The sequence below is a fragment of the Mycobacterium sp. Panama NTM2 genome (assembly GCF_054355555.1).
Map to the genome: position 1 here is coordinate 1833570 of NZ_CM135953.1, position 26089 is coordinate 1859658.

Annotated in this window: 24 protein-coding genes and 2 tRNA genes; 19 read left to right on the forward strand and 7 right to left on the reverse strand. The window is 68.1% G+C overall.

Features of this window, described 5'->3' with window-relative positions:
* Window positions 1-63: 63 nt before the first annotated feature.
* The 5 genes from gatC to ACXYX3_RS08695 all read left to right on the forward strand — a co-directional run bounded on the left by gatC (window position 64) and on the right by ACXYX3_RS08695 (window position 5884).
* Window positions 64-363 (forward strand): Asp-tRNA(Asn)/Glu-tRNA(Gln) amidotransferase subunit GatC, encoded by a 300-nt coding sequence (gene gatC, locus ACXYX3_RS08675; RefSeq protein WP_458611413.1) that lies wholly within the window; start codon window positions 64-66, stop codon window positions 361-363.
* Window positions 360-1850 (forward strand): Asp-tRNA(Asn)/Glu-tRNA(Gln) amidotransferase subunit GatA, encoded by a 1491-nt coding sequence (gene gatA, locus ACXYX3_RS08680; protein ID WP_458611414.1) that lies wholly within the window; start codon window positions 360-362, stop codon window positions 1848-1850. Before gatC ends, gatA begins: the two co-directional genes overlap by 4 nt.
* A gap of 18 nt (window positions 1851-1868) precedes the next feature.
* Window positions 1869-2900 (forward strand): ATP-dependent 6-phosphofructokinase, encoded by a 1032-nt coding sequence (locus tag ACXYX3_RS08685; RefSeq protein ID WP_241204041.1) that lies wholly within the window; start codon window positions 1869-1871, stop codon window positions 2898-2900.
* 102 nt (window positions 2901-3002) lie between these two features.
* A complete protein-coding gene (gatB, locus tag ACXYX3_RS08690) occupies window positions 3003-4505 on the forward strand; it encodes an Asp-tRNA(Asn)/Glu-tRNA(Gln) amidotransferase subunit GatB (protein ID WP_458611415.1) in 1503 nt (500 codons plus the stop codon).
* An 8-nt stretch (window positions 4506-4513) separates the two neighbouring features.
* The gene (locus ACXYX3_RS08695) at window positions 4514-5884 is read left to right on the forward strand and encodes a sensor histidine kinase (protein ID WP_458611416.1); all 1371 of its coding nucleotides are present in this window, start codon (window positions 4514-4516) and stop codon (window positions 5882-5884) included.
* A gap of 6 nt (window positions 5885-5890) precedes the next feature.
* Here the strand turns inward: ACXYX3_RS08695 and ACXYX3_RS08700 are convergent, their stop codons facing one another.
* Window positions 5891-7012 carry a PQQ-dependent sugar dehydrogenase gene (locus ACXYX3_RS08700; RefSeq protein WP_458611417.1) on the reverse strand — a complete coding sequence of 374 codons (1122 nt, stop codon included), beginning with the start codon at window positions 7010-7012 and terminating at the stop codon, window positions 5891-5893.
* 149 nt (window positions 7013-7161) lie between these two features.
* Here ACXYX3_RS08700 and ACXYX3_RS08705 point away from each other — a divergent pair, with 149 nt between their 5' ends.
* Window positions 7162-7995, forward strand: a complete 834-nt coding sequence (locus tag ACXYX3_RS08705; RefSeq protein ID WP_458611418.1) for a DoxX family protein — start codon at window positions 7162-7164, stop codon at window positions 7993-7995.
* Between the two features lie 4 nt (window positions 7996-7999).
* Here ACXYX3_RS08705 and ACXYX3_RS08710 read toward each other — a convergent pair whose 3' ends face one another.
* Window positions 8000-8389, reverse strand: a complete 390-nt coding sequence (locus ACXYX3_RS08710; RefSeq protein ID WP_458611419.1) for a PH domain-containing protein — start codon at window positions 8387-8389, stop codon at window positions 8000-8002.
* Between the two features lie 269 nt (window positions 8390-8658).
* Here ACXYX3_RS08710 and ACXYX3_RS08715 point away from each other — a divergent pair, with 269 nt between their 5' ends.
* From ACXYX3_RS08715 to ilvC, 3 genes are read left to right on the forward strand one after another with little or no spacing between them, the layout of a single operon-like run.
* Complete coding sequence (locus ACXYX3_RS08715; RefSeq protein WP_458611420.1) at window positions 8659-10509, forward strand: acetolactate synthase large subunit; 1851 nt, start codon at window positions 8659-8661, stop codon at window positions 10507-10509.
* Window positions 10506-11009 (forward strand): acetolactate synthase small subunit, encoded by a 504-nt coding sequence (gene ilvN / locus ACXYX3_RS08720; RefSeq protein ID WP_241204209.1) that lies wholly within the window; start codon window positions 10506-10508, stop codon window positions 11007-11009. Before ACXYX3_RS08715 ends, ilvN begins: the two co-directional genes overlap by 4 nt.
* A gap of 50 nt (window positions 11010-11059) precedes the next feature.
* Window positions 11060-12061 (forward strand): ketol-acid reductoisomerase, encoded by a 1002-nt coding sequence (ilvC, locus tag ACXYX3_RS08725; RefSeq protein WP_458612019.1) that lies wholly within the window; start codon window positions 11060-11062, stop codon window positions 12059-12061.
* A gap of 55 nt (window positions 12062-12116) precedes the next feature.
* On the opposite strand, the gene wrbA is transcribed toward ilvC, so the two are convergent.
* Complete coding sequence (gene wrbA / locus ACXYX3_RS08730; RefSeq protein ID WP_458611421.1) at window positions 12117-12713, reverse strand: NAD(P)H:quinone oxidoreductase; 597 nt, start codon at window positions 12711-12713, stop codon at window positions 12117-12119.
* Window positions 12714-12755: 42 nt separating this feature from the next.
* Window positions 12756-14204: a phytoene desaturase family protein gene (locus tag ACXYX3_RS08735; protein ID WP_458612020.1), complete on the reverse strand. Its 1449-nt coding sequence runs from the start codon at window positions 14202-14204 to the stop codon at window positions 12756-12758.
* Between the two features lie 35 nt (window positions 14205-14239).
* Between ACXYX3_RS08735 and serA the strand changes: the two genes are divergently transcribed.
* From serA to ACXYX3_RS08750, 3 genes are read left to right on the forward strand one after another with little or no spacing between them, the layout of a single operon-like run.
* Entirely contained in the window at window positions 14240-15826 is a 1587-nt protein-coding gene (gene serA, locus ACXYX3_RS08740; RefSeq protein ID WP_458611422.1) for a phosphoglycerate dehydrogenase, read from the forward strand.
* Between the two features lie 8 nt (window positions 15827-15834).
* Window positions 15835-16845, forward strand: coding sequence for a 3-isopropylmalate dehydrogenase (locus ACXYX3_RS08745; RefSeq protein ID WP_458612021.1), 1011 nt, complete (start codon window positions 15835-15837; stop codon window positions 16843-16845).
* A 59-nt stretch (window positions 16846-16904) separates the two neighbouring features.
* Window positions 16905-17441 carry a hypothetical protein gene (locus ACXYX3_RS08750; RefSeq protein ID WP_458612022.1) on the forward strand — a complete coding sequence of 179 codons (537 nt, stop codon included), beginning with the start codon at window positions 16905-16907 and terminating at the stop codon, window positions 17439-17441.
* Here ACXYX3_RS08750 and ACXYX3_RS08755 read toward each other — a convergent pair.
* On the reverse strand, window positions 17420-18643 hold the full coding sequence (locus ACXYX3_RS08755; RefSeq protein ID WP_458611423.1) for an MFS transporter: 1224 nt from the start codon (window positions 18641-18643) through the stop codon (window positions 17420-17422). The two genes, ACXYX3_RS08750 and ACXYX3_RS08755, sit on opposite strands and share 22 nt — an antisense overlap.
* A gap of 119 nt (window positions 18644-18762) precedes the next feature.
* On the opposite strand from ACXYX3_RS08755, the gene ACXYX3_RS08760 reads away from it, so the two are divergent.
* The 4 genes from ACXYX3_RS08760 (at window position 18763) to ACXYX3_RS08775 (ending at window position 21370) form a co-directional block, all read left to right on the forward strand.
* Complete coding sequence (locus ACXYX3_RS08760) at window positions 18763-19563, forward strand: fumarylacetoacetate hydrolase family protein (protein WP_241204052.1); 801 nt, start codon at window positions 18763-18765, stop codon at window positions 19561-19563.
* Window positions 19560-21032, forward strand: a complete 1473-nt coding sequence (gltX, locus tag ACXYX3_RS08765; RefSeq protein ID WP_458611424.1) for a glutamate--tRNA ligase — start codon at window positions 19560-19562, stop codon at window positions 21030-21032. Before ACXYX3_RS08760 ends, gltX begins: the two co-directional genes overlap by 4 nt.
* Window positions 21033-21161: 129 nt before the next feature.
* Window positions 21162-21236: transfer RNA gene (locus ACXYX3_RS08770), tRNA-Gln, on the forward strand.
* A gap of 61 nt (window positions 21237-21297) precedes the next feature.
* Window positions 21298-21370: transfer RNA gene (locus ACXYX3_RS08775), tRNA-Glu, on the forward strand.
* Window positions 21371-21428: 58 nt separating this feature from the next.
* Here the strand turns inward: ACXYX3_RS08775 and ACXYX3_RS08780 are convergent.
* Window positions 21429-22130 carry an IclR family transcriptional regulator gene (locus ACXYX3_RS08780; protein WP_241204054.1) on the reverse strand — a complete coding sequence of 234 codons (702 nt, stop codon included), beginning with the start codon at window positions 22128-22130 and terminating at the stop codon, window positions 21429-21431.
* A gap of 36 nt (window positions 22131-22166) precedes the next feature.
* On the opposite strand from ACXYX3_RS08780, the gene leuC reads away from it, so the two are divergent.
* The 3 genes from leuC to ACXYX3_RS08795 all read left to right on the forward strand — a co-directional run bounded on the left by leuC (window position 22167) and on the right by ACXYX3_RS08795 (window position 25090).
* A complete protein-coding gene (gene leuC, locus ACXYX3_RS08785; RefSeq protein ID WP_458611425.1) occupies window positions 22167-23612 on the forward strand; it encodes a 3-isopropylmalate dehydratase large subunit in 1446 nt (481 codons plus the stop codon).
* Window positions 23613-23629: 17 nt separating this feature from the next.
* Window positions 23630-24223, forward strand: a complete 594-nt coding sequence (gene leuD / locus ACXYX3_RS08790) for a 3-isopropylmalate dehydratase small subunit (RefSeq protein ID WP_241204056.1) — start codon at window positions 23630-23632, stop codon at window positions 24221-24223.
* A gap of 201 nt (window positions 24224-24424) precedes the next feature.
* A complete protein-coding gene (locus tag ACXYX3_RS08795) occupies window positions 24425-25090 on the forward strand; it encodes an HU family DNA-binding protein (protein WP_241204057.1) in 666 nt (221 codons plus the stop codon).
* An 86-nt stretch (window positions 25091-25176) separates the two neighbouring features.
* Here ACXYX3_RS08795 and mutT1 read toward each other — a convergent pair whose 3' ends face one another.
* A complete protein-coding gene (gene mutT1 / locus ACXYX3_RS08800) occupies window positions 25177-26073 on the reverse strand; it encodes an 8-oxo-(d)GTP phosphatase MutT1 (protein ID WP_458611426.1) in 897 nt (298 codons plus the stop codon).
* Between the last annotated feature and the right edge of the window lie 16 nt (window positions 26074-26089).

Genomic DNA, 26089 nt, shown 5'->3' on the forward strand with positions numbered 1-26089 from the left:
ACTCCTGGGCGGCGGCGACTCGGACGGAAGCGCCGGTGCCACGGTGAACTAGGCTTCGTGGTCGTGTCCCAGATCTCCCGAGACGAGGTAGCGCACTTGGCGCGGCTGGCCCGTCTGGCCCTGACCGACGAGGAACTGAGTGGTTTCGCCGGTCAGCTCGACGCCATCCTCGGCCACGTCAGCCAGATCCAGGCGGTCGACGTCACCGGCGTCGCCGCCACCGACAACCCGCTCGCGAGCGTGAACGTCTTCCGAGCCGACGAACCGCAGCCGTGCCTGACGCAGGAGCAGGCGCTGGCCGCGGCGCCCAGCGCCGCAGACGGGCGCTTCGCGGTGCCGCGCATCCTCGGGGAGCCCGAATGACCTCCACCGATCTGATCCGGCTCGACGCCGCCACGCTGGCCGGCAAGATCGCCAACGGGGAGGTGTCCTCGTTCGAGGCGACGCGGGCCTGCCTGGACCAGATCGCGGCCACTGACGGTGACTACCACGCGTTCCTGCACGTCGCGGGGGAGCAGGCCCTGGCCGCCGCGGCCGAGATCGACAGAGCCGTGTCGGCCGGTGAGGAGCTCCCCTCGCCGCTGGCCGGTGTCCCGCTGGCACTCAAGGACGTGTTCACCACCGCGGACATGCCCACCACCTGCGGATCGAAGATCCTCGAAGGGTGGACGTCCCCGTACGACGCGACGGTCACCGCCCGGCTGCGTGCCGCCGGCATCCCGATCCTCGGCAAGACCAACATGGACGAGTTCGCGATGGGCAGCTCGACCGAGAACTCGGCTTATGGACCGACCCGCAATCCGTGGGACATCGAGCGGGTGCCCGGCGGTTCCGGCGGTGGCAGCGCCGCCGCCCTGGCTGCGTTCCAGGCCCCGCTGGCCATCGGCTCCGACACCGGCGGATCGATCCGTCAGCCCGCCGCGCTGACCGCCACCGTCGGGGTGAAGCCGACCTACGGCACGGTGTCGCGCTACGGACTCATCGCGTGTGCGTCGTCCCTCGACCAGGGCGGCCCGTGCGCCCGCACCGTGCTGGACACCGCGCTGCTGCACCAGGTCATCGCAGGCCACGATCCGCTCGACTCGACGTCGATCGACGCGGAGGTGCCCGACGTCGTCGCCGCGGCGCGGGCCGGAGCGGCCGGTGATCTCTCGGGCGTGCGCATCGGTGTGGTCAAGCAGCTGCGCAGCGGTGAGGGCTACCAGTCGGGCGTGCTCGCGTCGTTCACCGCGGCCGTCGACCAGCTCAGCGCTCTCGGCGCGGAGATCACCGAGGTGGACTGCCCGCACTTCGACTACTCGCTGCCGGCCTACTACCTGATCCTGCCGTCGGAGGTGTCGTCCAACCTCGCGAAATTCGACGGCATGCGCTACGGGCTGCGCGTCGGCGACGACGGAACCCACAGCGCCGAAGAGGTGATGGCGCTGACCCGAGCGGCCGGCTTCGGCCCAGAAGTCAAGCGCCGCATCATGATCGGCGCATACGCGCTCTCGGCCGGGTACTACGACGCTTACTACAACCAAGCGCAGAAGGTCCGCACGCTGATCGCGCGCGATCTCGACGAGGCGTACCAGAAGGTCGATGTCTTGGTGACGCCGACCACACCGTCCACGGCCTTCGCCCTGGGCGAGAAGGTCGACGACCCGCTGTCGATGTACCTGTTCGACCTGTGCACGCTGCCGCTGAATCTGGCCGGCCACTGCGGGATGTCGGTGCCCTCGGGGCTGTCGAGCGACGACAACCTGCCGGTGGGACTGCAAATCATGGCGCCGGCGCTGGCCGACGACCGGCTCTACCGAGTGGGTGCGGCCTATGAAGTTGCCCGGGGTGCTCTGCCGACTGCGCTGTGACAGGGGAGGATGGTGACCATGCGCATCGGAGTACTGACCGGCGGCGGTGACTGCCCAGGACTGAACGCGGTGATCAGGGCGGTCGTGCGGACCTGCGACGCGCGGTATGGGTCCTCGGTCGTCGGCTTCCTGGACGGGTGGCGCGGACTGCTCGAGGACCGGCGCATCCAGCTGGCCAACGACGACCGCAATGACCGGCTGCTCGCCAAGGGCGGCACGATGCTCGGCACGGCCAGGACCAACCCCGACAAGCTGCGCGCCGGCTTGGACCAGATCAAGCAGACGCTCGAGGACAACGGCATCGACGTGCTGATCCCCATCGGCGGGGAGGGCACGCTGACCGCCGCACACTGGCTCTCGCAGGAGGGCGTGCCGGTCGTCGGGGTTCCGAAGACCATCGACAACGACATCGACTGCACCGACGTGACATTCGGGCACGACACCGCGCTGACAATCGCCACCGAGGCCATCGACCGGCTGCACAGCACGGCCGAGTCGCATCAGCGCGTCATGCTCGTCGAGGTGATGGGCAGGCACGCGGGGTGGATAGCGTTGAACGCCGGAATGGCCTCGGGTGCGCACATGACGCTGATCCCCGAGCAGCCGTTCGACGTCGAGGAAGTGTGCCGACTGGTCAAACGTCGCTTCCAGCGCGGAGATTCGCACTTCATCTGCGTTGTCGCCGAGGGCGCGAAACCCGCGGAGGGCACCATGCAGTTGCGCAAGGGTGGCATGGACGAGTTCGGTCACGAGCGGTTCACCGGCGTCGCGCAGCAGTTGGCGCTCGAGGTCGAGCAGCGCATCAAGAAGGAGGTGCGCGTGACCGTGCTGGGCCACGTCCAACGTGGCGGCACCCCAACGCCCTACGACCGGGTGCTGGCCACCCGCTTCGGCGTCAACGCCGCCGACGCTGCCCACGCCGGTGAGTACGGCATGATGGTCTCGCTGCGTGGGCAGGACATCGGCCGCGTGCCACTCGAGGAGGCCGTGCGCCAACTCAAGCTGGTGCCGCAGAGTCGCTACGACGACGCCGCGGAGTTCTTCGGCTGAGCTCTTTCCGCCGAGAAGACATGAACTCGAGTGACTCGCCGGGGAAAATGCTCGAGTTCGCGTCTGTTCGCCGGGGAAAAGTGACCCACTAGGATCGGGGTCATGTCTGTCGACACCGCCGAGCTGCTGGATTACGACCAGGTCATCGCCTCCTACGAGCCGGTGCTGGGCCTCGAGGTGCACGTCGAGCTCTCGACGCAGACCAAGATGTTCTGCGGCTGCCCGAACCGCTTCGGGGGCGAACCCAACACCCAGGTGTGCCCGGTCTGCCTCGGGTTGCCCGGCTCGCTGCCGGTGCTCAACGAGGCCGCGGTCGAGTCCGCCATCCGCATCGGCCTCGCGCTGAACTGCCAGATCGCGCCGTGGGGCCGGTTCGCCCGCAAGAACTACTTCTATCCCGACCAGCCCAAGAACTACCAGATCAGCCAGTACGACGAGCCGATCGCCGTCGACGGTCACCTGGACGTACCGCTCGACGACGGCAGCACGTGGCGCGTGGAGATCGAGCGTGCGCACATGGAGGAGGACACCGGCAAGCTGACCCATCTGGGCAGCGACACCGGCCGCATCGCCGGCGCGACGACCTCGCTGGCCGATTACAACCGCTCCGGTGTGCCGCTGATCGAGATCGTCACCAAGCCGATCGAAGGCGCCGGTGCCCGCGCCCCCGAGATCGCCCGTGCGTACGTGACCGCATTGCGAGATCTGTTGCGCGCCTTGGACGTTTCCGATGTCCGGATGGATCAGGGCTCGATGCGCTGCGACTCCAACGTCTCGCTCAAACCCATCGGCCAAGCCGAGTTCGGTACCCGCACCGAAACCAAGAACGTCAACTCGCTCAAGAGCGTGGAAGTTGCGGTTCGCTACGAAATGCGTAGGCAGGCAGCCGTTCTGGGATCTGGCGGCACAGTCACCCAGGAGACCCGCCACTTCCACGAAGACGGCTACACCTCGCCGGGCCGCAGCAAGGAGACCGCGCAGGACTACCGCTATTTCCCCGAACCCGATCTCGAACCCGTCGCCCCCAGTGACGAACTCGTCGAGCGGTTGCGCGCCACCATCCCAGAGTTTCCCTGGTTGGCGCGCAAGCGCATTCAGCAGGACTGGGGTGTTTCCGACGAGGTGATGCGCGATCTCGTCAACATCGGAGCGCTCGATCTGATCACGGCCACCGTCGAGCACGGTGCGTCCAGCGAAGCCGCCCGCGCGTGGTGGGGCAACTTCCTGGTGCAAAAGGCCAACGAGCGCGGCGCCGAACTCGACGAGCTACCCATCACGCCCGCCCAGGTGGCCGCAGTGGTCAAGCTCGTCGATGACGGCACACTGACCACGAAGCTGGCCCGCCAGGTCGTCGAGGGTGTGCTCGCCGGGGAGGGAGAACCCGAGCAGGTCATGAACGACCGTGGACTGGCCGTGGTCCGCGACGACTCGCTGATCCAATCCGCGGTCGACGAGGCGCTGGCCGCCAATCCCGACATCGCCGAGAAGATCCGCGGCGGCAAGGTGGCTGCCGCGGGGGCCATCGTCGGCGCCGTCATGAAGGCGACCAAGGGCCAGGCCGACGCCGCGCGCGTGCGTGAACTGGTCATGGCCGCCTGCAGTTGACGCTGCAGATGAGGCGCGCCCAGGACCTCGTACTGCGGCTGCTCTCGCATCCGCTGCGGCTGCTGTCGCTGCGCTCAATCGTCATCCTGGCCCAGGTCGGCGTGATCATCCTGGTGCTGACCCTCGGCGTCTGGGTGTGGGTGGGGGTCACCAACGACCAGTACGACCAGCTCGACCGCCGGTTGGACTCGCTGTCCAGCCTGGGTGATGTGAACACCCTGCTTCGCAGCGCGCAGGACGGCGTGGGCCCCGAACCGGCCGAGGGCGGGCTGGTACGCACGGCGCGGATCGGCTCGGTCGTGGTGTCGATTCCTGCCGACATCGTGCTGCCCGAGCTGTCCAATGGGTACTCCGACGCGACGATCGACGGTGTCCCGTACCGCATCCGGACGATCACCACCGGCACCGCGTCCATCGCGCTGGGTGCGCCGCTGGCCGAGACCAAGGCGCGGATCGACTCGTTGCACTGGCGAGTGTTCTGGATCTGCACCGGCGTCATCCTGGCCACGCTGCTCGTGGGGTGGGTGATCGCGCTGATCATGGTGAACCCGTTCCGGCTGCTGGCCCAGCAGGCCCGCGCGATCAACGCCCAGTCCAACCCCGACGAGGTGCAGGTACGTGGGGTGTGGGAGGCCGTCGAGATCTCCGAGGCGGTGGAGGGCATGCTCGCCCGCATCGGCGACGAACAGCAGCGGACCCGAGCGGCGCTGGAATCGGCGCGCGACTTCGCGGCGGTCGCCTCCCATGAGTTGCGCACCCCGTTGACGGCCATGCGCACCAACCTCGAGGTGTTGATGACGCTCGACCTCGGCCCCGAGCAGCGCCGCGAGGTCATCGGTGACGTCATGCGCACGCAGTCGCGGATCGAGGCGACACTGTCCGCGCTCGAGCGGCTGGCCCAGGGCGAGCTGACCACCGTGGCCGACTTCGTTCCCCTCGATGTTGCCGAGCTGCTCGACCGGGCCGCTCACGACGCCATGCACAATTATCCGGGGCTGGAGGTCACCCTGGCCTCGTCGACGACGGTGCTGATGTTGGGGATGCCCGCCGGCCTGCGATTGGTGATCGACAACGCGATCGCCAACGCCGTCAAGCACGGGGGTGCGACGCGCGTCCAGCTCAGCGTGATCAGCTCGGCCGACGGCGTGGAGATCGCGGTGGACGACAACGGATCCGGGGTCCCCGACGAGGAACGCCAGGACGTGTTCCAGCGCTTCCACCGCGGGTCGACCGCGTCGCGTTCCGGTTCCGGCCTGGGGCTCGCCTTGGTCGCGCAGCAGGCCGAGATTCACGGTGGCACAGCGGCTTTGGAGCACAGCCCCCTCGGCGGCACCCGCCTGATCCTGCGTCTACCGGGGTCGGGGCCCAGCCAGGCCTGAGCCGGCCTAGGTCTTCTCGTCGTTGGCCCGGGGGAAGCCGCCGCCCTGCGGGAACAACGGGAACACCACGTCGTCGAGCTTCTGCGCGTCGCCGGAGGTCTTGTTGACGGTGGCGCCCCAGATGTTGCCGTCGGGAGCGACCTCCAGTGCCCAGGCGTGGCCGTGTTGATCCTGGCGCACCACCTCGGGGTCGCCCGTGACCGCGCCGGTGTCCGGCGCCATGCGCACCGCGACGGTCTGCTTGGTGTTGACGAGATTCACCAGAACGGTGCCGTCGAGCGCGGCGCACCCGGCCACTCCCGGCCGGTCCGGCCAGGTCCACACCGTGGACACCTTCGAGTCCTTGGTGATGCGCTGCAGCCGGTCGGCGGTCGGGGTGCGGTCGGTGACATACAGCGATTCGTCGGACGGATCGATGCACATGCCGCCCCCGGGCCCGAGGCCGGACAGCGCGGTGGTGATGGGCGCCTGGTTGACCGTGGTGGGTTGCTCGATGCGCAGCAGCTTGCCCGCCAGCGACGTGGGGTCGGCGGCCAGCGCGGGATCGCCCGCGTCGCCGGTCTGCACCATCAGCGTGGTGGGGCTGGTGAAGATCAGGGACCCGGTGTTGCCCGTGGCGCCCTTGGGGATGCCGGTCAGGATCGGCTTGGGCACGTCGCCGTCGGCGATGCGAACCACGCGGTTGTCGGTCGGGGTGCTGATGTAGGCGTAGGTCAACCGGTCCTGCTGGTAGGTCGGGGACTGCACGATGTCCATCAGCCCGCCGTCACCGCTGGCGTCGACCGGAATCGTCATCTTGACGAACGGCTCGGCCCTCGTCGCGACCTGTTTGACCTCCCCGGTCACCCGCTCGGCGACCAGTGCCGACTGACTGTCCGGCAGCATGATCAGTCCGCTGGTGCTGTCGAGGCAGCCCTGCATCACCCCGGGTGCCGGGCACTGCTTGGGAAACGGCTGGGCGGGCAGCGGTGGCGGTGGAGGCGGCGTCGACTCGGAGCCGGGCGCCATCCGAGGTTCCGTGGTGAAGGGCTGCGACTGGGCCGAATCGAAGCGCGCACAGCCGGTGATGCCGATCAGCGCAGCACTGGCCACCACCGTGGCTGCCCGCAATGCGCGGCGTCGACTCATGCGAGCCAGATTACGGATCGTTGCGCAGTGCTCGCCACGGCGCCTGGACGCCGACCGGGTCGAGCAGCCGCAACCAGGAAGAAAACACGTGGTCGGGCGCGCCGAGCGAATTCCCGGCCACGACTTGAGCAGCACCTACCCTGGCAGGTGTGACCAGCCCGCATGACTCACAACCCTGGCAGCGGCCCGCCGACTCGGCCGGCCGGCCCGCCTCGGCACGTCTGGTGGACCCCGAGGACGATCTGCCCTCGGCGCACTACGGCGGCGACTTCGAGACCACGGCGATCCCGCGCTACGACACCGCCAAACCGGCTGATCAGCAACCGTTCGGACTGCTGGGAGATGCCGAACCCCTCCCGTACGTCCAGCCGGGAGGGGGCTTGGCCGCCGGCTCCTACGGCTCGCCGGCGGCCGCCCCGACCGAGGTCGGCAGTCTCGATGAGCGCCGCGAGCGGGACCGCCGCGGCACCCAGGACCTCGGCCTGTTGGTGCTGCGCGTCTCCGTCGGCGTCCTGCTGGTCGCGCACGGGCTGCAGAACATGTTCGGGCTGTGGGGCGGCCCCGGGCTGGGCGGGTTCCGCGACTACATCGCCGACGCGGGCTTCCGGTACGCGGAGATCCTCGGCTACGTCGCCGCCGGCGGGGAAATCGCCGCCGGCATCCTGCTGGTGCTGGGCCTGTTCACTCCGCTGGCGGCCGCGGGTGCGCTGGCCTACCTGATCAACGCGGTACTCGCCGAGGCGATCGAGGCCCACAACGACGCGCGGCTGTCGGCCTTCCTCACCGACGGTCACGAGTACCAGATCGTGCTCGTGGCGGCTGTGGCAGCGATCATCCTCGCCGGTCCCGGCCGCTACGGTCTGGACGCTGGGCGCGGGTGGGCCCGCCGCCCGTTCCTCGGCTCCTTCGCCGCGCTCGTTCTCGGCATCGGCGCAGGCGTCGCGATCTGGGTGCTGCTCAACGGCGCGAACCCGCTGTCCTGAGGGGCTAGTCGTACGGGTTCGGCACTCGCCCGCCGCTGGCGGCCGTCAGCACCGGCAGGCTGGCGAACGTGACGGCGGGCAGCGAGACCTCGGTCCCGTCGGAACGCCGGGCCAGGGCCCAGGCTTTCTTGCCGAATCGCAGTCCGTCGATGTCCTCCCACCGCATCGTCTGCGTGCCGAACAGTGTGCGCGCGGTGACGGTGTCCCGGTCGGCGACCGTGCGGTAGCGCGCGATCACGACCGACAGGGCGACCGGGATCAACAGCAACAGGACGAACCAGCCGGGCCCGGCGAACACGATCGACAGCAGAGCCAGCGCGAAGAGCACGACCGCGAGGTGCGCCATGGGGGAGATGCGGATCACGACCGGGGCGGGCGACGACGTGGAGGCCATGCGTCCATCATCCCATCCCCACCCACGCCGCAATTTGACCGAAGTCCGGTTCGCGGGCTACCGTCGGGAGCTATGCAGATCCCGGGCTCGCTCGTAGTAATTGGGTTGCGCGTTGATGCCGCGCTAGCCCTGGTCCGGGCATAGCACCACCGCATCGACGCGCAACCCTCGCTCAGCCTCCCGGCTGACGGGGGTTTTTTGTTGCCCCAGCACCGATTTGAGAAGATCTACCCAAGCCAGACCAGGCCGGACAGGACACAGAGGACACCGTGAGCGCACCCACCACGCGAGCACCTGAGCAGCCGGCGACCCCGGCCAACGGGACCCGCACCGCCGCCCCCACTCCGTCGCAGCCCAAAAAGGTTGCGCCCGTTGCGCTCACCGGCGCACAAGCCGTCATCCGCGCACTCGAGGAACTCGATGTCGACGTCATCTTCGGCATCCCCGGCGGTGCGGTGCTGCCCGTCTACGACCCGCTCTACGACTCGGTGAAGCTGCGCCACGTGTTGGTCCGGCACGAGCAGGGCGGCGGCCACGCCGCCAGCGGCTACGCCCATGCGACCGGGCGGGTGGGGGTGTGCATGGCCACCTCTGGCCCCGGCGCCACCAACCTGGTGACACCGCTGGCCGACGCCTACATGGATTCGATTCCGGTGGTGGCCATCACCGGTCAGGTCGGCCGCGGGCTCATCGGCACCGACGCTTTCCAGGAAGCCGACATCTCCGGCATCACCATGCCCGTGACCAAGCACAACTTCCTGGTCCGCAACGGCGACGACATCGCCCGCGTCATCGCCGAGGCGTTCCACATCGCTGCCAGCGGTCGGCCGGGGCCCGTGCTGGTCGACATCCCCAAGGACGTGCTGCAGGGTCAGTGCACCTTCAGCTGGCCGCCGAAGTTCGAGCTGCCCGGCTACAAGCCGAACACCAAGCCGCACAACCGGCAGATCCGGGAGGCCGCCAAGCTGATCGCGGCAGCACGCAAGCCGGTCCTCTACGTCGGCGGCGGCATCATCCGCGGCGAAGCCTCCGAGGAGCTGCTGGCGCTGGCCGAGCTCACCGGTATCCCGGTGGTGACCACGTTGATGGCGCGGGGCGCGTTCCCCGACAGCCACTCGCAGAACCTCGGCATGCCCGGCATGCACGGCACCGTGGCCGCGGTGGCGGCGCTGCAGCGCAGCGATCTGCTGATCGCCCTCGGCACCCGCTTCGACGACCGCGTGACGGGCAAGCTGGATTCGTTCGCGCCCGAAGCCAAGGTGATCCACGCCGACATCGATCCCGCCGAGATCGGCAAGAACCGGCACGCCGACGTGCCGATCGTGGGCGACGTGAAGGCCGTCATCGCCGACCTGATCGACGCCCTGCGCCGGGACGGTGGCCTCGGCTCCACACCGCTGGACAACTGGCGGGAGTACCTCAGCGGAATCCAGTCGACGTACCCGCTGAGCTACGGACCGCAGAGCGACGGCAGCCTCTCACCGGAGTACGTGATCGAGACGCTGGGCAAGATCGCCGGCCCGGAAGCGATCTACGTGGCCGGCGTGGGCCAGCACCAGATGTGGGCGGCGCAGTTCATCAAGTACGAGAAGCCCAAGACCTGGCTGAATTCCGGTGGGCTGGGCACGATGGGCTACGCGGTGCCCGCCGCGATGGGCGCGAAGATGGGCTGCCCCGACACCGAGGTGTGGGCCATCGACGGCGACGGCTGCTTCCAGATGACGAATCAGGAGCTCGCCACCTGTGCCATCGAAGGTGTGCCGATCAAGGTCGCGCTGATCAACAACGGCAACCTCGGCATGGTGCGGCAGTGGCAGACCCTGTTCTACGAGGAGCGCTACAGCCAAACCGATTTGGCCACACACACCCGTCGCATCCCGGATTTCGTCAAGCTGTCCGAGGCGCTGGGCTGTGTCGCGCTGCGCTGTGAACGCGAAGAGGACGTCGAAGACGTGATCAACCAGGCGCGCGAGATCAACGACCGCCCGGTGGTCATCGAGTTCGTCGTGGGCGCCGACGCGCAGGTGTGGCCGATGGTCGCCGCAGGCACCAGCAACGACGAGATCCAGGCAGCGCGCGGGATTCGGCCGCTGTTCGACAACGAAGAGGGACACGCCTGATGACCACCACGCACACCCTGTCGGTGCTCGTCGAGGACAAACCGGGCGTCCTGGCCCGGGTGGCATCGCTGTTCTCGCGGCGCGGGTACAACATCCAGTCCCTGGCCGTCGGCGCCACCGAACACAAGGACCTCTCGCGGATGACCATCGTGGTCGACGTCGAGGAGTCGCCGTTGGAGCAGATCACCAAACAGCTCAACAAGCTGATCAACGTGATCAAGATCGTCGAGCAGGACGAGGAGGCCTCCGTCTCCCGCGAGCTCGCCCTCATCAAGGTCCGCACCGACGCCGCCACCCGCGGTCAGGTCATCGAGGCGGTCAACCTGTTCCGCGCGAAGGTCGTCGACGTCTCCAACGAGTCACTGACGGTCGAGGCCACCGGGACACCTGAGAAGATCGAGGCGCTGTTACGGGTGCTCGAGCCCTATGGGGTCCGGGAGATCGTCCAATCCGGTGTGGTGTCGCTGTCCCGCGGTCCTCGCGGTATCAGCACCAAGTAGTCAACGACAAGCGAAGAGCAGAAAGAAGATTCACGACAATGGCAGTTGAGATGTTCTATGACGACGACGCGGACCTGTCGATCATCCAGGGCCGCAAGGTCGGCGTCATCGGCTACGGCAGCCAGGGGCACGCGCACTCGCTGAGCCTGCGTGACTCCGGTGTGCAGGTGAAGGTCGGCCTCAAGGAGGGGTCGAAGTCCCGCGAGAAGGTCACCGAGCAGGGCCTCGACGTCGACACGCCGGCCGAGGTGGCCAAGTGGGCCGACGTGATCATGCTGCTCGCCCCCGACACCGCGCAGGCCGAGATCTTCACGAACGACATCGAGCCGAACCTCGAAGACGGCAATGCGCTGTTCTTCGGCCACGGCCTGAACATCCACTTCGGGCTGATCAAGCCTCCCGCCAACGTCACGATCGGCATGGTCGCTCCCAAGGGGCCGGGCCACCTGGTGCGTCGTCAGTTCGTCGACGGCAAGGGCGTGCCCTGCCTGATCGCGGTGGATCAGGATCCCAAGGGTGAGGGTGAGGCGCTCGCGCTGTCCTACGCCAAGGCCATCGGCGGTGCCCGTGCCGGCGTCATCAAGACCACCTTCAAAGAGGAGACCGAGACCGACCTCTTCGGTGAGCAGGCCGTGCTGTGCGGCGGCACCGAAGAACTGGTCAAGACCGGCTTCGAGGTCATGGTCGAGGCCGGCTACGCCCCCGAGATGGCCTACTTCGAGGTGCTGCACGAGCTCAAGCTGATCGTCGACCTCATGTACGAGGGCGGCATCGCGCGGATGAACTACTCGGTGTCCGACACCGCGGAGTTCGGCGGCTACCTGTCGGGTCCGCGCGTCATCGACGCCGACACCAAGAAGCGGATGCAGGACATCCTCAAGGACATCCAGGACGGCACGTTCGTCAAGCGGCTGGTCGCCAACGTCGAGGGTGGCAACAAGGAACTCGAGCAGCTCCGCAAGGAGAACGCCGAGCACCCGATCGAGGTCACCGGCAAGAAGCTGCGTGACCTGATGAGCTGGGTCGACCGCCCGATCACCGAAACCGCTTAGGTTCGCCCCCGAAAGTCGGTGCCGTTCTGTGTGAACGGCACCGACTTTCGTATCTCTAGGAGAGGCGCTCGGCGGTGCTGACCACCCGACGCGCCAAATGGTCCAGTGCGGCCAGTGTGGCCTCGTCCAACTCGTTGCGGTTCTCGGGACCTGTCACATGCCCCACGCCATAGGGATTTCCGTCGGCGAACTTCACCCCGTCGGTGTAGCCGGGCGCGACGATGATCCCGCCGAAGTGCATCAGCGTGATGTAGAGGGTCAACAGCGTGGTCTCCTGGCCGCCGTGCGCGGTCTGTGACGAGGTGAAGCCGGCGTAGACCTTGTCGGCGAGCTTGCCCTGGGCCCACAGGCCGCCGAGAGAATCGATGAAGGACCGAAACTGCGAGGCGGTGTTGCCGAAGCGGGTGGGGGAGCCGAAGATCACCGCGTCGGCCCAGACGATGTCGTCGCCGGTCGCGGCCGGAAGGTCTTTCGTCGCTTCGTAATTGGCGGTCCATGCGGGGTTCTCGGCGAAGGATTCCGGGTCGCGGGTTTCGGCGATGTGGCGTAGGCGCACCTCGGTACCGGCCGATTCCGCCGTGGCGGCCACGCGATTGGCCATCGTGGTGCCGTGTCCGGTGGCCGAGTAGTAGATCACTGCAAGCTTGGTCATGACGCGAGACTACGCGCGGGCCTGGGGGACTGGGGGCGACGATCAGGGCGACAGCTGCGGCAGGGTCGTGATGCCGAATTCGCGCCGCAGCACCGTGCGTGCCGCGTAGTAGCCGGCCATGCCGTGCACACCCGTCCCCGGCGGCGTGGCCGACGAGCACAGGTAGGCCTTGGGAATCGCCGTGGTCCATGGGTTCGCCCGCAGTGTGGGTCCCACCATCGCCGCGAACAACGTTGCGCCGCCGACGACGATGTCGCCACCGACGTAGTTCGCGTTGTGGGCGGCCATCCGGGCGGCGGGCACGCACCGCGCGGCGAGCACCAGATCGCGGAAACCGGGCGCGGCGCGCTCGAACTGGCCGGTGATCGTCTCGGTCAGGTCTGCGCTGGAGTTCGCGGGAACATGAGCGTAGGTCCACAGCGGCCGACGGCCCTGGTCGTCGACGCGGGACGGATCGGCCACGTGCGGCAGCGCCGCCAGGGTCATGGGCCACTCGGCGTGGCGGCCCGCGGCGATCTCCCGTTCGGCCAACGCCATCTGCGCCCGGGTGCCGCCCATGTGCAGGGTGCCCGCCTGCGCCAGGCGCGGATCCCGCCACGGGATCTCGCCGGACAGCACGAAGTCGACCTTGCACACCCCCGGGCCGAATGTGTAGCGCCGCAACGCCTTTGCGTATCGCGCGGGCACGGCGTCACCGTAGATGTCGAGCAGTGCGGTCGGGGCGGTATCCCAGATGACGACCCCGCGGGGCGGTGCGGTGACGGGTTCACCGAGCACCACGTCGCCTCCGTGGGCCTGCAGGTCGGCGATCAGGGCATCGGCGATCGCCTGCGTGCCGCCGACGGGCACCGGCCAGCCGGCGGTGTGCGCCACCGTCCCGAGCATCAAGCCCGCGCCGCTGTTGACAGGTGAGGGCATCCGTGAGATCGCATGCACGCCAACCCCGGTGAACAGAGCGCGGGCGTCCTCGCCCCGCAGCAGATTCCATGCGGGGCTGCCCATCGCCAGAACGCGTAATCCGGTGCGCACCGTGGTGACGAGGTCAGGTGGCAGCGAGCGCTTGTCGCCGAGGAAGAAACCCAGCACGCCGTCGACGTGCTCGGTCAGCGGGCCGAACAGCCGCCGCCAGGACGCGCCGTCGTCCAGTTCTGCGCAGGTGCGCTCCAGCGAGCGGTAGGCGACGGCAGCGGGCCGGTCCGGCAACGGGTTCGCGTACGAGATCTCCGGCGTGCGCAGCTGCACGCCACGTGCGGCGAGGTCGAACTCGGCGAAGAACGGAGAGGCCACCCCGAGCGGGTGCACGGCCGAGCAGATGTCGTGGACGACGCCGGGATACTCGGGGTCAGGCGCCGAGCGGGCGCCACCACCGGCGGTGGGTTGGGCCTCGATCACTCGGACCGACAGGCCCGCGCGCGCACAGATCACGGCGGCCGCCAGCCCGTTCGGACCGCTTCCGACGACGGTGACGTCGACATCGCTTTGCCCGCTCACCACCTGCCCATTACAGCCCATTAGGCTGAGGCCTCGTGAGTCTGCCCGTGGTATTGATCGCCGACAAGCTGGCCCCCTCGACCGTCGAAGCGTTGGGCGACCAGGTAGAGGTCCGTTGGGTCGACGGCCCGGACCGGGAGAAGCTGCTGGCCGCCGTCGCCGACGCGGACGCGCTGCTGGTGCGCTCCGCCACCACCGTCGACGCCGAGGTGATGGCCGCGGCACCCAAGCTGAAGATCGTCGCCCGCGCCGGCGTCGGACTGGACAACGTCGATGTCGACGCCGCCACCGCCCGCGGTGTGCTGGTGGTGAACGCCCCCACCTCGAACATCCACAGCGCCGCCGAGCACGCGCTGGCGCTGCTCCTGTCGGCCGCCCGTCAGATCCCGGCCGCCGACGCCACGCTGCGCGCGCACACCTGGAAGCGGTCGTCGTTCTCCGGCACCGAGATCTTCGGCAAGACGGTCGGTGTCGTCGGCCTGGGGCGGATCGGCCAGCTGGTAGCCCAGCGCCTGGCCGCGTTCGGCGCGCACATCACCGCCTACGACCCCTACGTCTCGCACGCCCGCGCGGCGCAGCTCGGCATCGAACTGCTCACCCTCGACGAGCTCCTCGGCCGCGCCGACTTCATCTCGGTGCACCTGCCCAAGACCAAGGAGACGGCCGGGCTGATCGGCAAGGACGCGCTGGCCAAGACGAAGCCGGGCGTGATCATCGTCAACGCCGCGCGCGGCGGGTTGATCGACGAGCAGGCCCTCGCCGACGCGATCACCAGCGGCCACGTGCGTGGTGCAGGCCTCGACGTGTTCGCCACCGAGCCGTGCACCGACAGCCCGCTGTTCGAACTGCCCCAGGTCGTGGTGACGCCGCACCTCGGTGCGTCGACGGCCGAGGCCCAGGACCGTGCCGGCACCGATGTGGCGGCCAGCGTCAAGCTCGCGCTGGCCGGTGAGTTCGTGCCCGACGCCGTCAACGTCGGCGGCGGCGCGGTCGGTGAAGAGGTCGCGCCGTGGCTGGATCTGGTCCGCAAGCTCGGCCTGCTCGTCGGAGCGCTGTCGGCGGAGCTGCCCACGAACCTGTGCGTGCAGGTGCGCGGCGAGCTGGCCAGTGAGGAGGTCGAGGTACTGCGCCTCTCGGCGCTGCGCGGTCTGTTCTCGGCGGTCATCGAAGATCCGGTCACCTTCGTCAATGCCCCGGCGCTGGCTGCCGAGCGAGGCGTCGAGGCGTCCATCGACACCGAATCCGAGAGCCCGAACCACCGCAGCGTCGTCGACGTCCGCGCGGTGGCCGCCGACGGCAGCACGGTGAACGTGGCCGGTGCACTGTCCGGCCCGCAGCAGGTGGAGAAGATCGTCCAGATCAACGGCCGCAACCTGGATCTGCGCGCCGAAGGCGTGAACCTGATCATCAACTACGACGATCAGCCCGGCGCGCTCGGCAAGATCGGCACGCTGCTCGGCGGCGCCGAGGTGAACATCCTGGCCGCCCAGCTCAGCCAGGACGCCGACGGACAGGGCGCGACGATCATGCTGCGCCTGGACCGGAACGTGCCCGACGACGTCCTGGCCACCATCGGTCGGGACGTCCACGCTGCGACATTGGAAGTGGTCGACCTGACATGAGTGCTCCGGTGAAACTCGCGGTGATCGGCGGCGACGGGATCGGCCCGGAGGTGATCGGCCAGGCGCTCACGGTGCTCGACGCCGTCCTGCCCGGGGTGGAGAAGACCGAATACGAGCTCGGCGCCCGGCAGTACCACAAGACCGGCGAGGTGTTGCCCGAGTCGGTGATCGATGAACTCAAGGCGCACAACGCGATCCTGCTCGGGGCGATCGGCGATCCGTCGGTGCCCAGCGGGGTGCTCGAGCGTGGCCTGCTGCTGCGCATCCGCTTCGAGCTCGACCACCACGTCAACCTGCGCCCGGGTCGGCTGTATCCCGGGGTGCGCAGTCCGCTGGCCGGCGATCCGGACATCGACTTCGTCGTCGTGCGCGAGGGCACCGAGGGGCCTTACACCGGCAACGGCGGTGCGATCCGCGTGGACACCCCGCACGAGATCGCGACCGAGGTCAGCGTCAACACCGCCTACGGGGTGCGCCGCGTCGTCCTCGACGCGTTCCATCGCGCCCAGGGCCGCCGCAAACATCTGACACTGGTGCACAAGAACAATGTGCTCACCTACGCCGGTTCGCTGTGGTGGCGCACCGTGCAGAGCGTCGCGGCCGAATACCCCGACGTCGAGGTGGCCTATCAGCACGTCGACGCAGCGACGATCCACATGGTCACCGACCCCGGTCGGTTCGACGTGATCGTCACCGACAACCTGTTCGGCGACATCATCACCGACCTCGCCGCGGCGGTGTGCGGCGGCATCGGGCTGGCCGCCAGCGGCAACATCGATGCGACGCTGACCAATCCGTCGATGTTCGAGCCGGTGCACGGGAGCGCCCCTGACATCGCGGGGCAGGGCATCGCGGACCCGACGGCGGCCATCATGAGCGTTTCGCTGCTGCTGGCCCACCTCGGTGAGCTCGATGCGGCGGCCCGGGTGGACGCGGCGGTGGCCGAACATCTGGCGACCCGCGGTGACGCTGCGCTCTCCACCGCGCAGGTCGGCGAGCGCATCCTCGGAAAGCTGTAGCCATCCGGCGGCTGGCCACGCTGTCTGCGCAGTGCTGGCTCTTCGTCGTCGGCTCCTCGCTGTTCGCTGTTGCCACCGCGCCCGGCGTCGCGGCGTGGTGGGGCGCAAGTGGGGCGAACCTGCTGTGCTTCTGCGGATCCTGGTTCTTCACCACCGCCGCCTGGATTCAACTGCTCCGCAGTGACCGCGCCGGTCGCGCGGAATGGTCAAGTGCAGCGGTGCAATTGGCGGGGACGGTGCTGTTCAACGTCAGCACCGGAGCCTCGGTGTGGGCGCACGCCGTCGCCAGTGAGCGGCGTTACGTATGGGTGCCCGACGTTTTCGGGTCCACGGCGTTTCTGGTCAGTGGGATCCTGGGCATGGTGGCTGTCGGCGCGCTGATCGAGCTGCGATCCCGCGACTGGTCGGCCGCAGCGGTCAATCTCATCGGCTGCGTCGCGTTCGCGGTGTCTGCAGGGGCCGCGTTCGTGCGCAAGACCGGTGTCACCGAAGACGAATGGCTGGCCAACCTCGGCACGTTCGTCGGTGCGCTGTGTTTCCTGGCCGCTGCCCTGATGCTGCTGCCACGGTCGAGTCAGGCCACGTCTTCTGCGTGACCCGGTGCGGTCGCGGGTACCGACGGGATCGCCAGCAGCGGGATCAGTGCGCAAACGGCGAATGCGGCGGGGTAGCCGGCGGCGCCGATCAGGGCACCGAACAGCGGCGGGGTGACGCCGGCGGTGAGCAGCTGGGTGGTGTTCTGCGTGCCGAGGGCCCGGCCGCTCCAGAACGGTCCCGCGACCTCGGCGATCGCGGTGAAGGCCAACCCGTTGTCGGACACCGTGACCACCGACGCGACGATCATCAGCGCGATGCTGACGGGGGAGTCCAGCCAGTCGGTCAGCGCCAGCAACCCCATGGACACCGCGGCGGCCGCGGCGATCGTCCGGATGGGCCTCATCCGTGAGCTCAAGACGTCACCGGAACGGCGCAGGACGAAGTCCGACCAGCGGCCGGCCGCGATCCGCCCGCCGGCGCCGAGCAGTTGAGCGAGCGTGACCATCGCGCCGGCCGAGCCCGCCGACCACCCCCGGTCGGTGATCAACCACGCCAGCGTGAACGTCCACACCATCGCCTGTGGTGCCACCAGCAGCAGTGAGGTGAGGTGGATGCGCACGAGCAGCGTGGAACCCCGATAGGGGTTGGCGAGGTCGCTCTGGCTGGCTTCCGCCCGCGCCGGCCTCGGCGGATCCAGCACCGCGACGGCACACACGGCGGCCGCGACGGCGCAGACGCCGGCCGGGAACAGCAGCGCTCCCGACACCCCGCCGGATTCGGCCAGCCGGGGGATCACCAGGGCGCCCACGCCCACACCCAGCGGTTGTGCGGTCTGGCGGATGCCCATCACCAATCCGCGTCTGTCGGCGTCGAACCAACCGACCACGAGACGGCCGCTGGCAGTGTTGCTGCTCGCGGCCGCCATTCCACCCAGGAAGAGGAAGGCCCCGACCGCCGGCAGCGAGTCCACCGACGCGGCACCGAAGCCGGCGGCCGCGGTCAACGTCGAGCCCAACGTCAACACCGTGCGCTCGCCGAACCGGTCGACCACATAACCCCAGGCGATCAGTGTGACCACCATCCCGAGGCTGGGCAGCGCGGACATCAGTCCGGCCTGCGCGAGATCGAGGCCGCGCTCTCGATGCAGGGTCGGTATGAGGAAGGCCACACCGTTGATGAACACGTTGGCGCACAACGTGGCGGCCAGAGCGACGATCAGCATCGACCAGCGCCGCGCGGAGCTGATCGCGGAGGTGTCCATGGGAGCCATGGTGACACGGGCATCTCAAAATGTTGAACTGCCTTCTCACATGATGAGAAATACTGAGGGTCGCCTGTGCACGCGCAGATGCGCAGGACGCTGCGGCTAGGCTGACTGACATGCGTCTCGGTCGAATCGCCAGCCCAGATGGTGTGGCCTTCGTCTCCATCGAAGGACCCATCGACAATCCCCTCGACGATCCGGGCGAGGCGATCGCCCGGGAGATCGCCGAGCATCCGTTCGGCACACCGACATTCACCGGCCGTCAGTGGCCCCTGGCCGATGTGCGCCTGCTCGCACCGATCCTCGCGAGCAAGGTCGTGTGCATGGGCAAGAACTACGCCGCGCACATCGAGGAGATGGGCGGTGGCACGTTCGAGGATCCGATCATCTTCCTCAAGCCCAACACCGCGATCATCGGCCCCAACACCGCGATCCAGCTCCCCGCCGACGCGCACCCGGTGCACTTCGAGGGCGAACTGGCCGCCGTCATCGGTCGCCCGTGCAAGGACGTCCCCGCCTCGCGCGCCGCGGAGAACATCCTCGGGTACACGATCGCCAACGACGTGTCGGCGCGCGATCAGCAGAAGAAGGACGGCCAGTGGATGCGGGCCAAAGGCCACGACACGTTCTGTCCCGTCGGTCCCTGGATCGTCACCGATGTGGACGCCTCGGACCTCGAGATCCGTACCGAGGTCAACGGTGAGGTGAAGCAGCGCAGCCGAACGTCGTTGATGATCCACGACATCGGCGCGATCATCGAGTGGATCTCGGCGGTGATGACGTTGCTTCCCGGGGATCTCATCTTGACCGGAACGCCTGAAGGCGTCGGCCCGCTCGAGCACGGGGACAGCGTCAGCGTCAGCATCGAAGGCATCGGAACCCTCACCAATCCCGTTGTGCGCAAAGGAAAATCGTGACCCCGTCGAATGTCAGAGTCAGGTTCTGTCCGTCCCCGACGGGCACACCCCATGTCGGGTTGATCCGTACCGCGTTGTTCAACTGGGCTTACGCCCGTCACACGGGCGGCACATTCGTGTTCCGCATCGAGGACACCGACTCGGCGCGCGACAGCGAGGAGAGCTACCAGGCTCTGCTGGACGCGCTGCGCTGGCTCGGACTCGACTGGGACGAAGGCCCGGAAGTCGGCGGACCGTACGAGCCCTACCGCCAGTCCGGCCGCCGGGAGCTCTATGCCGATGTGCTGGCGCGGCTGCTCGCTGCCGGGGAGGCCTACGAGGCGTTCTCCACCGCCGAGGAGGTCGAGGCCCGCCATCTCGCGGCGGGGCGCAATCCCAAGCTCGGGTACGACAACTTCGATCGCGACCTGACCGACGAGCAGCGCGCGGCGCTGCGCGCCGAGGGGCGTTCCCCCGTCATCCGGCTGCGGATGCCCGACGAGGACATGACCTGGAACGACCTGGTACGCGGCGAGACGACCTTCCCCGCCGGCTCGATTCCGGACTTCGCGCTGACCAGAGGCAACGGAGAACCGTTGTACACGTTGGTCAATCCGGTCGACGACGCGCTGATGAAGATCACCCATGTGCTGCGTGGCGAGGATCTGCTGCCGTCGACGCCACGGCAACTGGCGCTCTACGCCGCGCTCGTGCGGCTGGGTATCGCCGACGACACGCCTCGCTTCGCCCACCTGCCGCCGGTCCTGGGTGAGGGCAACAAGAAGCTGTCCAAACGGGACCCGCAGTCGAATCTGTTCCTGCATCGGGACCGTGGCTTCCTGCCCGAGGGCCTGCTCAACTACCTTGCGCTGCTGGGGTGGTCGATTGCCGACGATCGCGACGTGTTCGACATCGACGAGATGGTGGCCGCGTTCGACGTCGTCGACGTGAACTCCAACCCCGCTCGATTCGACCAGAAGAAGGCCGATGCGCTCAACGCCGAGCACATCCGGATGCTCGAGCCGCACGACTTCACCCGCCGTCTCGGCGAGTTCTTCCGCACCCACGGCCATGACACGGGGCTCGACGACGACGCGTTCGCCGAAGCGGCCGCGCTGGTGCAGACCCGCATCGTGGTTCTCAGCGATGCCTGGGGGCTGCTGAAATTCCTCGACGACGGCTCGTTCGCGCTCGACGAGAAGTCGGCAGGCAAGGAACTGCGGCCCGAGGCGGTGCCCGTCCTCGACGCCGCGCTGCGCGCCCTCGAGCCGCTCGAGGACTGGAACAGCCCGCAGATCGAGGAGGCTCTCAAGGCCGCCCTGATCGACGGGCTCGACCTCAAGCCGCGGAAGGCCTTCGGGCCGGTTCGCGTCGCGGTGACGGGCTCGTCGGTGAGCCCGCCGCTGTACGAATCGCTGGAACTGCTGGGGCGAGACCGGGCGCTGGCCCGGCTACGAGCCGGCCGGGACCACGCCGCGGCGGCCGGGTGACGGGGGTGGAAAAACCACCCGAAAATCTTTGGTAGTGTGCTCGTCGGCCTGCAAGACGGCATCACGCGGCACCACCGCGCGGCGCCAGGGCCACAAAATAGCCCGTGACCTGCGGTGATGGGCTGCCAATGGGGTATGGTGTAATTGGCAACACAGCTGATTCTGGTTCAGCCATTCTAGGTTCGAGTCCTGGTACCCCAGCCAACGAGCGGATTAGGTCAGCACTGTGTCCCTCAGCTATGCTGACCGTCCGTAACGAGTTCTAGCCCCCGTCGTCTAGCGGCCTAGGACGCCGCCCTCTCACGGCGGTAGCGTGGGTTCGAATCCCATCGGGGGTACATCTGCTCGCAGGTCTTCGACAGACCTGCGAGTTTTTTCATGTGGCCAGCCTCGGGTCTACAGCCGCCGGGTCAGAGCGTCGGCGGCGGCCACCAGATCGGCTGCCCAGCGCGCGCCCGGACGCTTTCCCATCCGGTCGATCGGTCCGGACACCGATACCGCGGCGATCACCGCGCCGCGGCCGTCGCGTACCGGAGCTGACACGCTTGCCACGCCGGGCTCCCGTTCTGCCGCGCTCTGCGCCCACCCGCGCCTGCGCACATCGGCCAGCGCGCGGTCGGTGAACGCCGCGTCGGCCAGCACGCTGCGCTGGGTGGCAGGGTCGGCGTAGGCGAGCAGCACCTTGGCCCCTGAGCCGGCCGTCATCGGCAGGCGCGCGCCGACAGGCACCGTATCCCGAAGACCTGCAGGCGGTTCCAGCGCCGCGACACAGATGCGTGCGGTGCCGTCCCGGCGATAGAGCTGCACGCTCTCACCGGTGAGCTCCCGCAGGCGCGGGAGCACCACGGCGCCCGCCGACACCAGTGGATCTCGGACGTGGCTGCCCAGCTCGGCCAGCGCGGGGCCCAGACGCCACTGCCCGTCGGCATCGCGCGCGAGCAGCCGGTGCGTCTCCAGGCCGACGGCCAGCCGGTGTGCGGTCGCGCGAGGCATCGCGGTGCGGTCGCACAGATCGGCCAGGCCGCAGGGAGACTCGGCGACGGCGTGGAGGACGGCCACCGCTTTGTCGAGTACGCCGATACCGCTATCCTGTCTCACAAGGAGATACTAGCTTCCCAGATTGTGAGATAGTCAATGGACATGGCGAACAAGCCGCGGACTCTCGCCGAGAAGGTGTGGAGCGATCACGTCGTCGTCGCGGGCGGTGGCGAGGGTGACGCCAGGGAGCCGGACCTCATCTACATCGATCTGCATCTCGTGCACGAGGTCACCAGTCCCCAGGCGTTCGACGGGTTGCGGATGGCCGGCCGGCCGGTGCGGCGGCCCGACCTGACGATCGCCACCGAAGACCACAACGTGCCCACCGTCGACATCGACAAGCCGATCGCCGACCCGGTGTCTCGGACCCAAGTGGTGACGTTGCGCCGCAACTGCGCCGAATTCGGGGTGCGCCTGTATCCGATGGGCGATGCCGAACAGGGCATCGTCCACATCATCGGGCCGCAGTTGGGTCTCACGCAGCCCGGCATGACGGTCGTGTGCGGCGACAGCCACACCTCCACCCACGGGGCCTTCGGCGCGTTGGCCATGGGCATCGGCACCTCCGAGGTCGAACACGTGCTGGCCACCCAGACACTTCCGTTGCGGCCGTTCAAGACCATGGCCGTCACCGTCGACGGTGAGCTGCCGCCCGGCGTCAGCGCCAAGGACATCATCCTCGCGGTGATCGCCGAGATCGGAACCGGCGGCGGGCAGGGACATGTGATCGAATACCGGGGCAGCGCCATCACCTCGCTGTCCATGGAGGGCCGGATGACGATCTGCAACATGAGTATCGAAGCGGGCGCCCGCGCCGGCATGGTGGCCCCCGACGACACCACTTTCGCGTTCCTCCAGGGTCGGCCGCACGCACCGACAGGCGCCGCGTGGGACGAGGCGGTCGCGGCGTGGAGGCAGCTACGAACCGACGACGGTGCGGAATTCGACACCGAGGTCCACATCGACGCGTCGACGCTGAGCCCGTTCGTCACCTGGGGCACCAACCCCGGCCAGGGTGTGCCGCTGTCCGCCGCCGTGCCCGATCCCGAATCGATGTTCGACGACGCCCAGCGCGAGACCGCCGAAAAAGCGTTGGCTTACATGGGTCTGGAGGCGGGTACCCCGATGCGCGACATCGCCGTCGACGCCGTGTTCGTCGGCTCGTGCACCAACGGCCGGATCGAGGATCTGCGCGTGGTGGCCGATGTGCTGCGCGGCCGCACCGTCGCCGACGGGGTGCGGATGCTGATCGTGCCCGGCTCCATGCGGGTTCGCGCACAGGCCGAATCCGAAGGACTGGGCGAGATCTTCACCGCGGCCGGAGCGGACTGGCGTCAGGCGGGCTGCTCGATGTGCCTGGGAATGAACCCCGATCAGCTGGCTCCCGGTGAGCGGTGCGCCTCGACGTCGAACCGGAACTTCGAGGGCCGGCAGGGCAAAGGTGGTCGCACACATCTGGTGTCGCCGGCCGTCGCCGCCGCGACCGCTGTTCGGGGGACCCTGTCGTCCCCGGCCGATCTGATCCCCGCGACCACTCACTGAGAATCGGAGACGCTGTCATGGACGCTTTCACCACCCACACCGGGATCGGCGTGCCCCTGCGCCGCACCAATGTCGACACCGACCAGATCATCCCGGCGGTCTATCTGAAACGCGTGACCCGAACGGGATTCGAAGACGGGCTGTTCGCCGCCTGGCGCAACGATCCGTCGTTCGTGCTCAATCAGCAGCCGTTCGACCGGGGTTCGGTTCTGGTGGCGGGGCCGGACTTCGGCACCGGCTCCTCGCGCGAACACGCGGTCTGGGCACTGATGGACTTCGGCTTCCGGGTGGTCATCTCGTCACGATTCGCCGATATTTTCCGGGGCAACGCGGGTAAGGCCGGACTCCTGGCGGCCGAAGTCGCACAAGACGATGTGGAATTGTTGTGGAAGATCATCGAGCAGCGCCCGGGTACGGAAATCACTGTCAATCTTCAAGATCGAACCGTCGCCGCCGAAACGATGGTGGTGCCGTTCAAGATTGATGATTACACCGCATGGCGACTGCTCGAGGGTCTCGACGATATAGGCCTTACGCTGCGAAAACTCGATCAGATCGAAGATTACGAGGCGCACCGGCCCGACTGGAAACCTCGCACTCTGGCGACCTGAGTGGCGGTCTGCGGGCGTGAAATATCCGCTCTGCAATCCTCTTTTACGGGGGCTCGGTAGGACACAAAGGGGGCCAAGCGGATTGAAAAAAGTTCGCTGACTCGGCCTGAAATTGCGCGTGGCTCTTGGAAATCAACAGCCATTGGGTTTACCGTGTCCTCTAGTCGGTCCAAAGAGGACCACAGTTCCCGGAGGTTTTGCATGAACAAGGCAGAGCTCATCGACGTACTCACGGAGAAATTGGGCTCGGATCGTCGGCAAGCGACCGCAGCGGTGGAGAACGTCGTCGACACCATCGTGCGCGCCGTGCACAAGGGTGACAGCGTGACCATCACCGGCTTCGGTGTCTTCGAGCAGCGTCGTCGCGCGGCCCGTGTCGCCCGCAACCCGCGCACGGGTGAGACGGTGAAGGTCAAGCCCACGTCCGTTCCCGCGTTCCGCCCCGGCGCTCAGTTCAAAGCGGTTGTCTCCGGCGCGCAGAAGCTTCCGGCCGAAGGCCCCGCCGTCAAGCGCGGTGTGACCGCTTCCGGCACTGCCCGCAAGGCGGCGAAGAAGGCTCCGGCCAAGAAGGCCGCGACCAAGGCTCCGGCCAAGAAGGCCGCGACGAAGGCTCCCGCCAAGAAAGCCGCGACCAAGGCTCCCGCCAAGAAGGCCGCGACCAAGGCTCCGGCCAAGAAGGCCGCACCCGCGAAGAAGGCAGCGCCTGCCAAGAAGGCTCCGGCCAAGAAGGCCACTGCCGCCAAGAAGGCAGCGCCTGCGAAGAAGGCTCCGGCCAAGAAGGCCGCGACCAAGGCTCCGGCCAAGAAGGCCGCACCCGCGAAGAAGGCTCCGGCCAAGAAGGCTCCGGCCAAGCGCGGTCGCAAGTAACCGGTTTCGCCGACACCGTAGTCAGAGCAACGCAGCTTCACCGATGACGCCGTGGGCCGATGCCCACGGCGTTGTCGTGTGTCGGGCTAGTGCGATGCCAGCGGTGAACTGATGTGGTCGGCGCTGACCAACCGTCCGCCGGCCAGGGTCAGCACCCAGGTGCTGCCCTTGCGGTTGCGTGACTTGTCGGGACGCACACCGTCGCGTTCGCACCACCACGCGATCAGATCGGGGATGACCTCACCTTGCGTGCAGATCACGGGGTGAGACGCCGTCTCGGCGATCTCCAGCACGCGCTGGCGGCCCCTCTTCGGTTTGTCCGCGTATGCCTCTGCGGTCAAGGCGGTTTCGCTGATCACCGGAACGCCCAGTTCCTCGGCGAGAGGGCCGAGGGTCTGTTGGCAGCGGACGCGGTCGGCGGCGAACAGCTCGCGGGCGCCGAAGGCCAGCAGTAGATCCACCAGCGACTCCGCCTGGGCACGGCCGTGTTTGTCCAGTGGGCGCATGCGATCGTCACCGGAGTACCGCTTCTTGCTTCCCGCGGTGGCGTGCCGCACGATGAGCATCGTCCTGGTGTCGACGGGCAGCTTGGCGAACCGCCGCAGCACTTTGCGATCCAGCGCGTAATCCACCTGGCTCATCGCTTGGTCGAGGGGCAGCCATTTCAGTTCGTCGACTTCGTCGTTGGCCGCGAATTCACCTCTGACGCTGCGGGCGGCCCAGTACCGGACTTTCTTCGTCGTGTCTTTGACGGGGTAGCTGACCGTCGTCAGCCTGCGGCCGAGATGTGCGCGGAAGCCCGTCTCTTCCTCTATCTCTCGCACCGCGGCGACCGGTTCGGTCTCCCCGCGCTCGAGTTTTCCCTTGGGCAGGGACCAATCGTCATACCGCGGCCGGTGGATGACCGCGATCTCCGGAGCACCCGTGGACTCGTGCGGGCGCCACAGCACCGCGCCGGCGGCGAGGATGGGGTCGGCCTTCACGCGCCGAACCTGCTCG

Coding starts and splice junctions, on each gene's coding strand:
- gatA (WP_458611414.1), top strand. CDS start 360: ATGACCTCCACCGATCTGATCCGGCTCGACGCCGCCACGCTGGCCGGC.
- ACXYX3_RS08685 (WP_241204041.1), top strand. CDS start 1,869: ATGCGCATCGGAGTACTGACCGGCGGCGGTGACTGCCCAGGACTGAAC.
- gatB (WP_458611415.1), top strand. CDS start 3,003: ATGTCTGTCGACACCGCCGAGCTGCTGGATTACGACCAGGTCATCGCC.
- ACXYX3_RS08695 (WP_458611416.1), top strand. CDS start 4,514: ATGAGGCGCGCCCAGGACCTCGTACTGCGGCTGCTCTCGCATCCGCTG.
- ACXYX3_RS08700 (WP_458611417.1), bottom strand. CDS start 7,012: ATGAGTCGACGCCGCGCATTGCGGGCAGCCACGGTGGTGGCCAGTGCT.
- ACXYX3_RS08710 (WP_458611419.1), bottom strand. CDS start 8,389: ATGGCCTCCACGTCGTCGCCCGCCCCGGTCGTGATCCGCATCTCCCCC.
- ilvC (WP_458612019.1), top strand. CDS start 11,060: ATGTTCTATGACGACGACGCGGACCTGTCGATCATCCAGGGCCGCAAG.
- wrbA (WP_458611421.1), bottom strand. CDS start 12,713: ATGACCAAGCTTGCAGTGATCTACTACTCGGCCACCGGACACGGCACC.
- ACXYX3_RS08755 (WP_458611423.1), bottom strand. CDS start 18,643: ATGGACACCTCCGCGATCAGCTCCGCGCGGCGCTGGTCGATGCTGATC.
- ACXYX3_RS08760 (WP_241204052.1), top strand. CDS start 18,763: ATGCGTCTCGGTCGAATCGCCAGCCCAGATGGTGTGGCCTTCGTCTCC.
- leuC (WP_458611425.1), top strand. CDS start 22,167: ATGGACATGGCGAACAAGCCGCGGACTCTCGCCGAGAAGGTGTGGAGC.
- leuD (WP_241204056.1), top strand. CDS start 23,630: ATGGACGCTTTCACCACCCACACCGGGATCGGCGTGCCCCTGCGCCGC.
- ACXYX3_RS08795 (WP_241204057.1), top strand. CDS start 24,425: ATGAACAAGGCAGAGCTCATCGACGTACTCACGGAGAAATTGGGCTCG.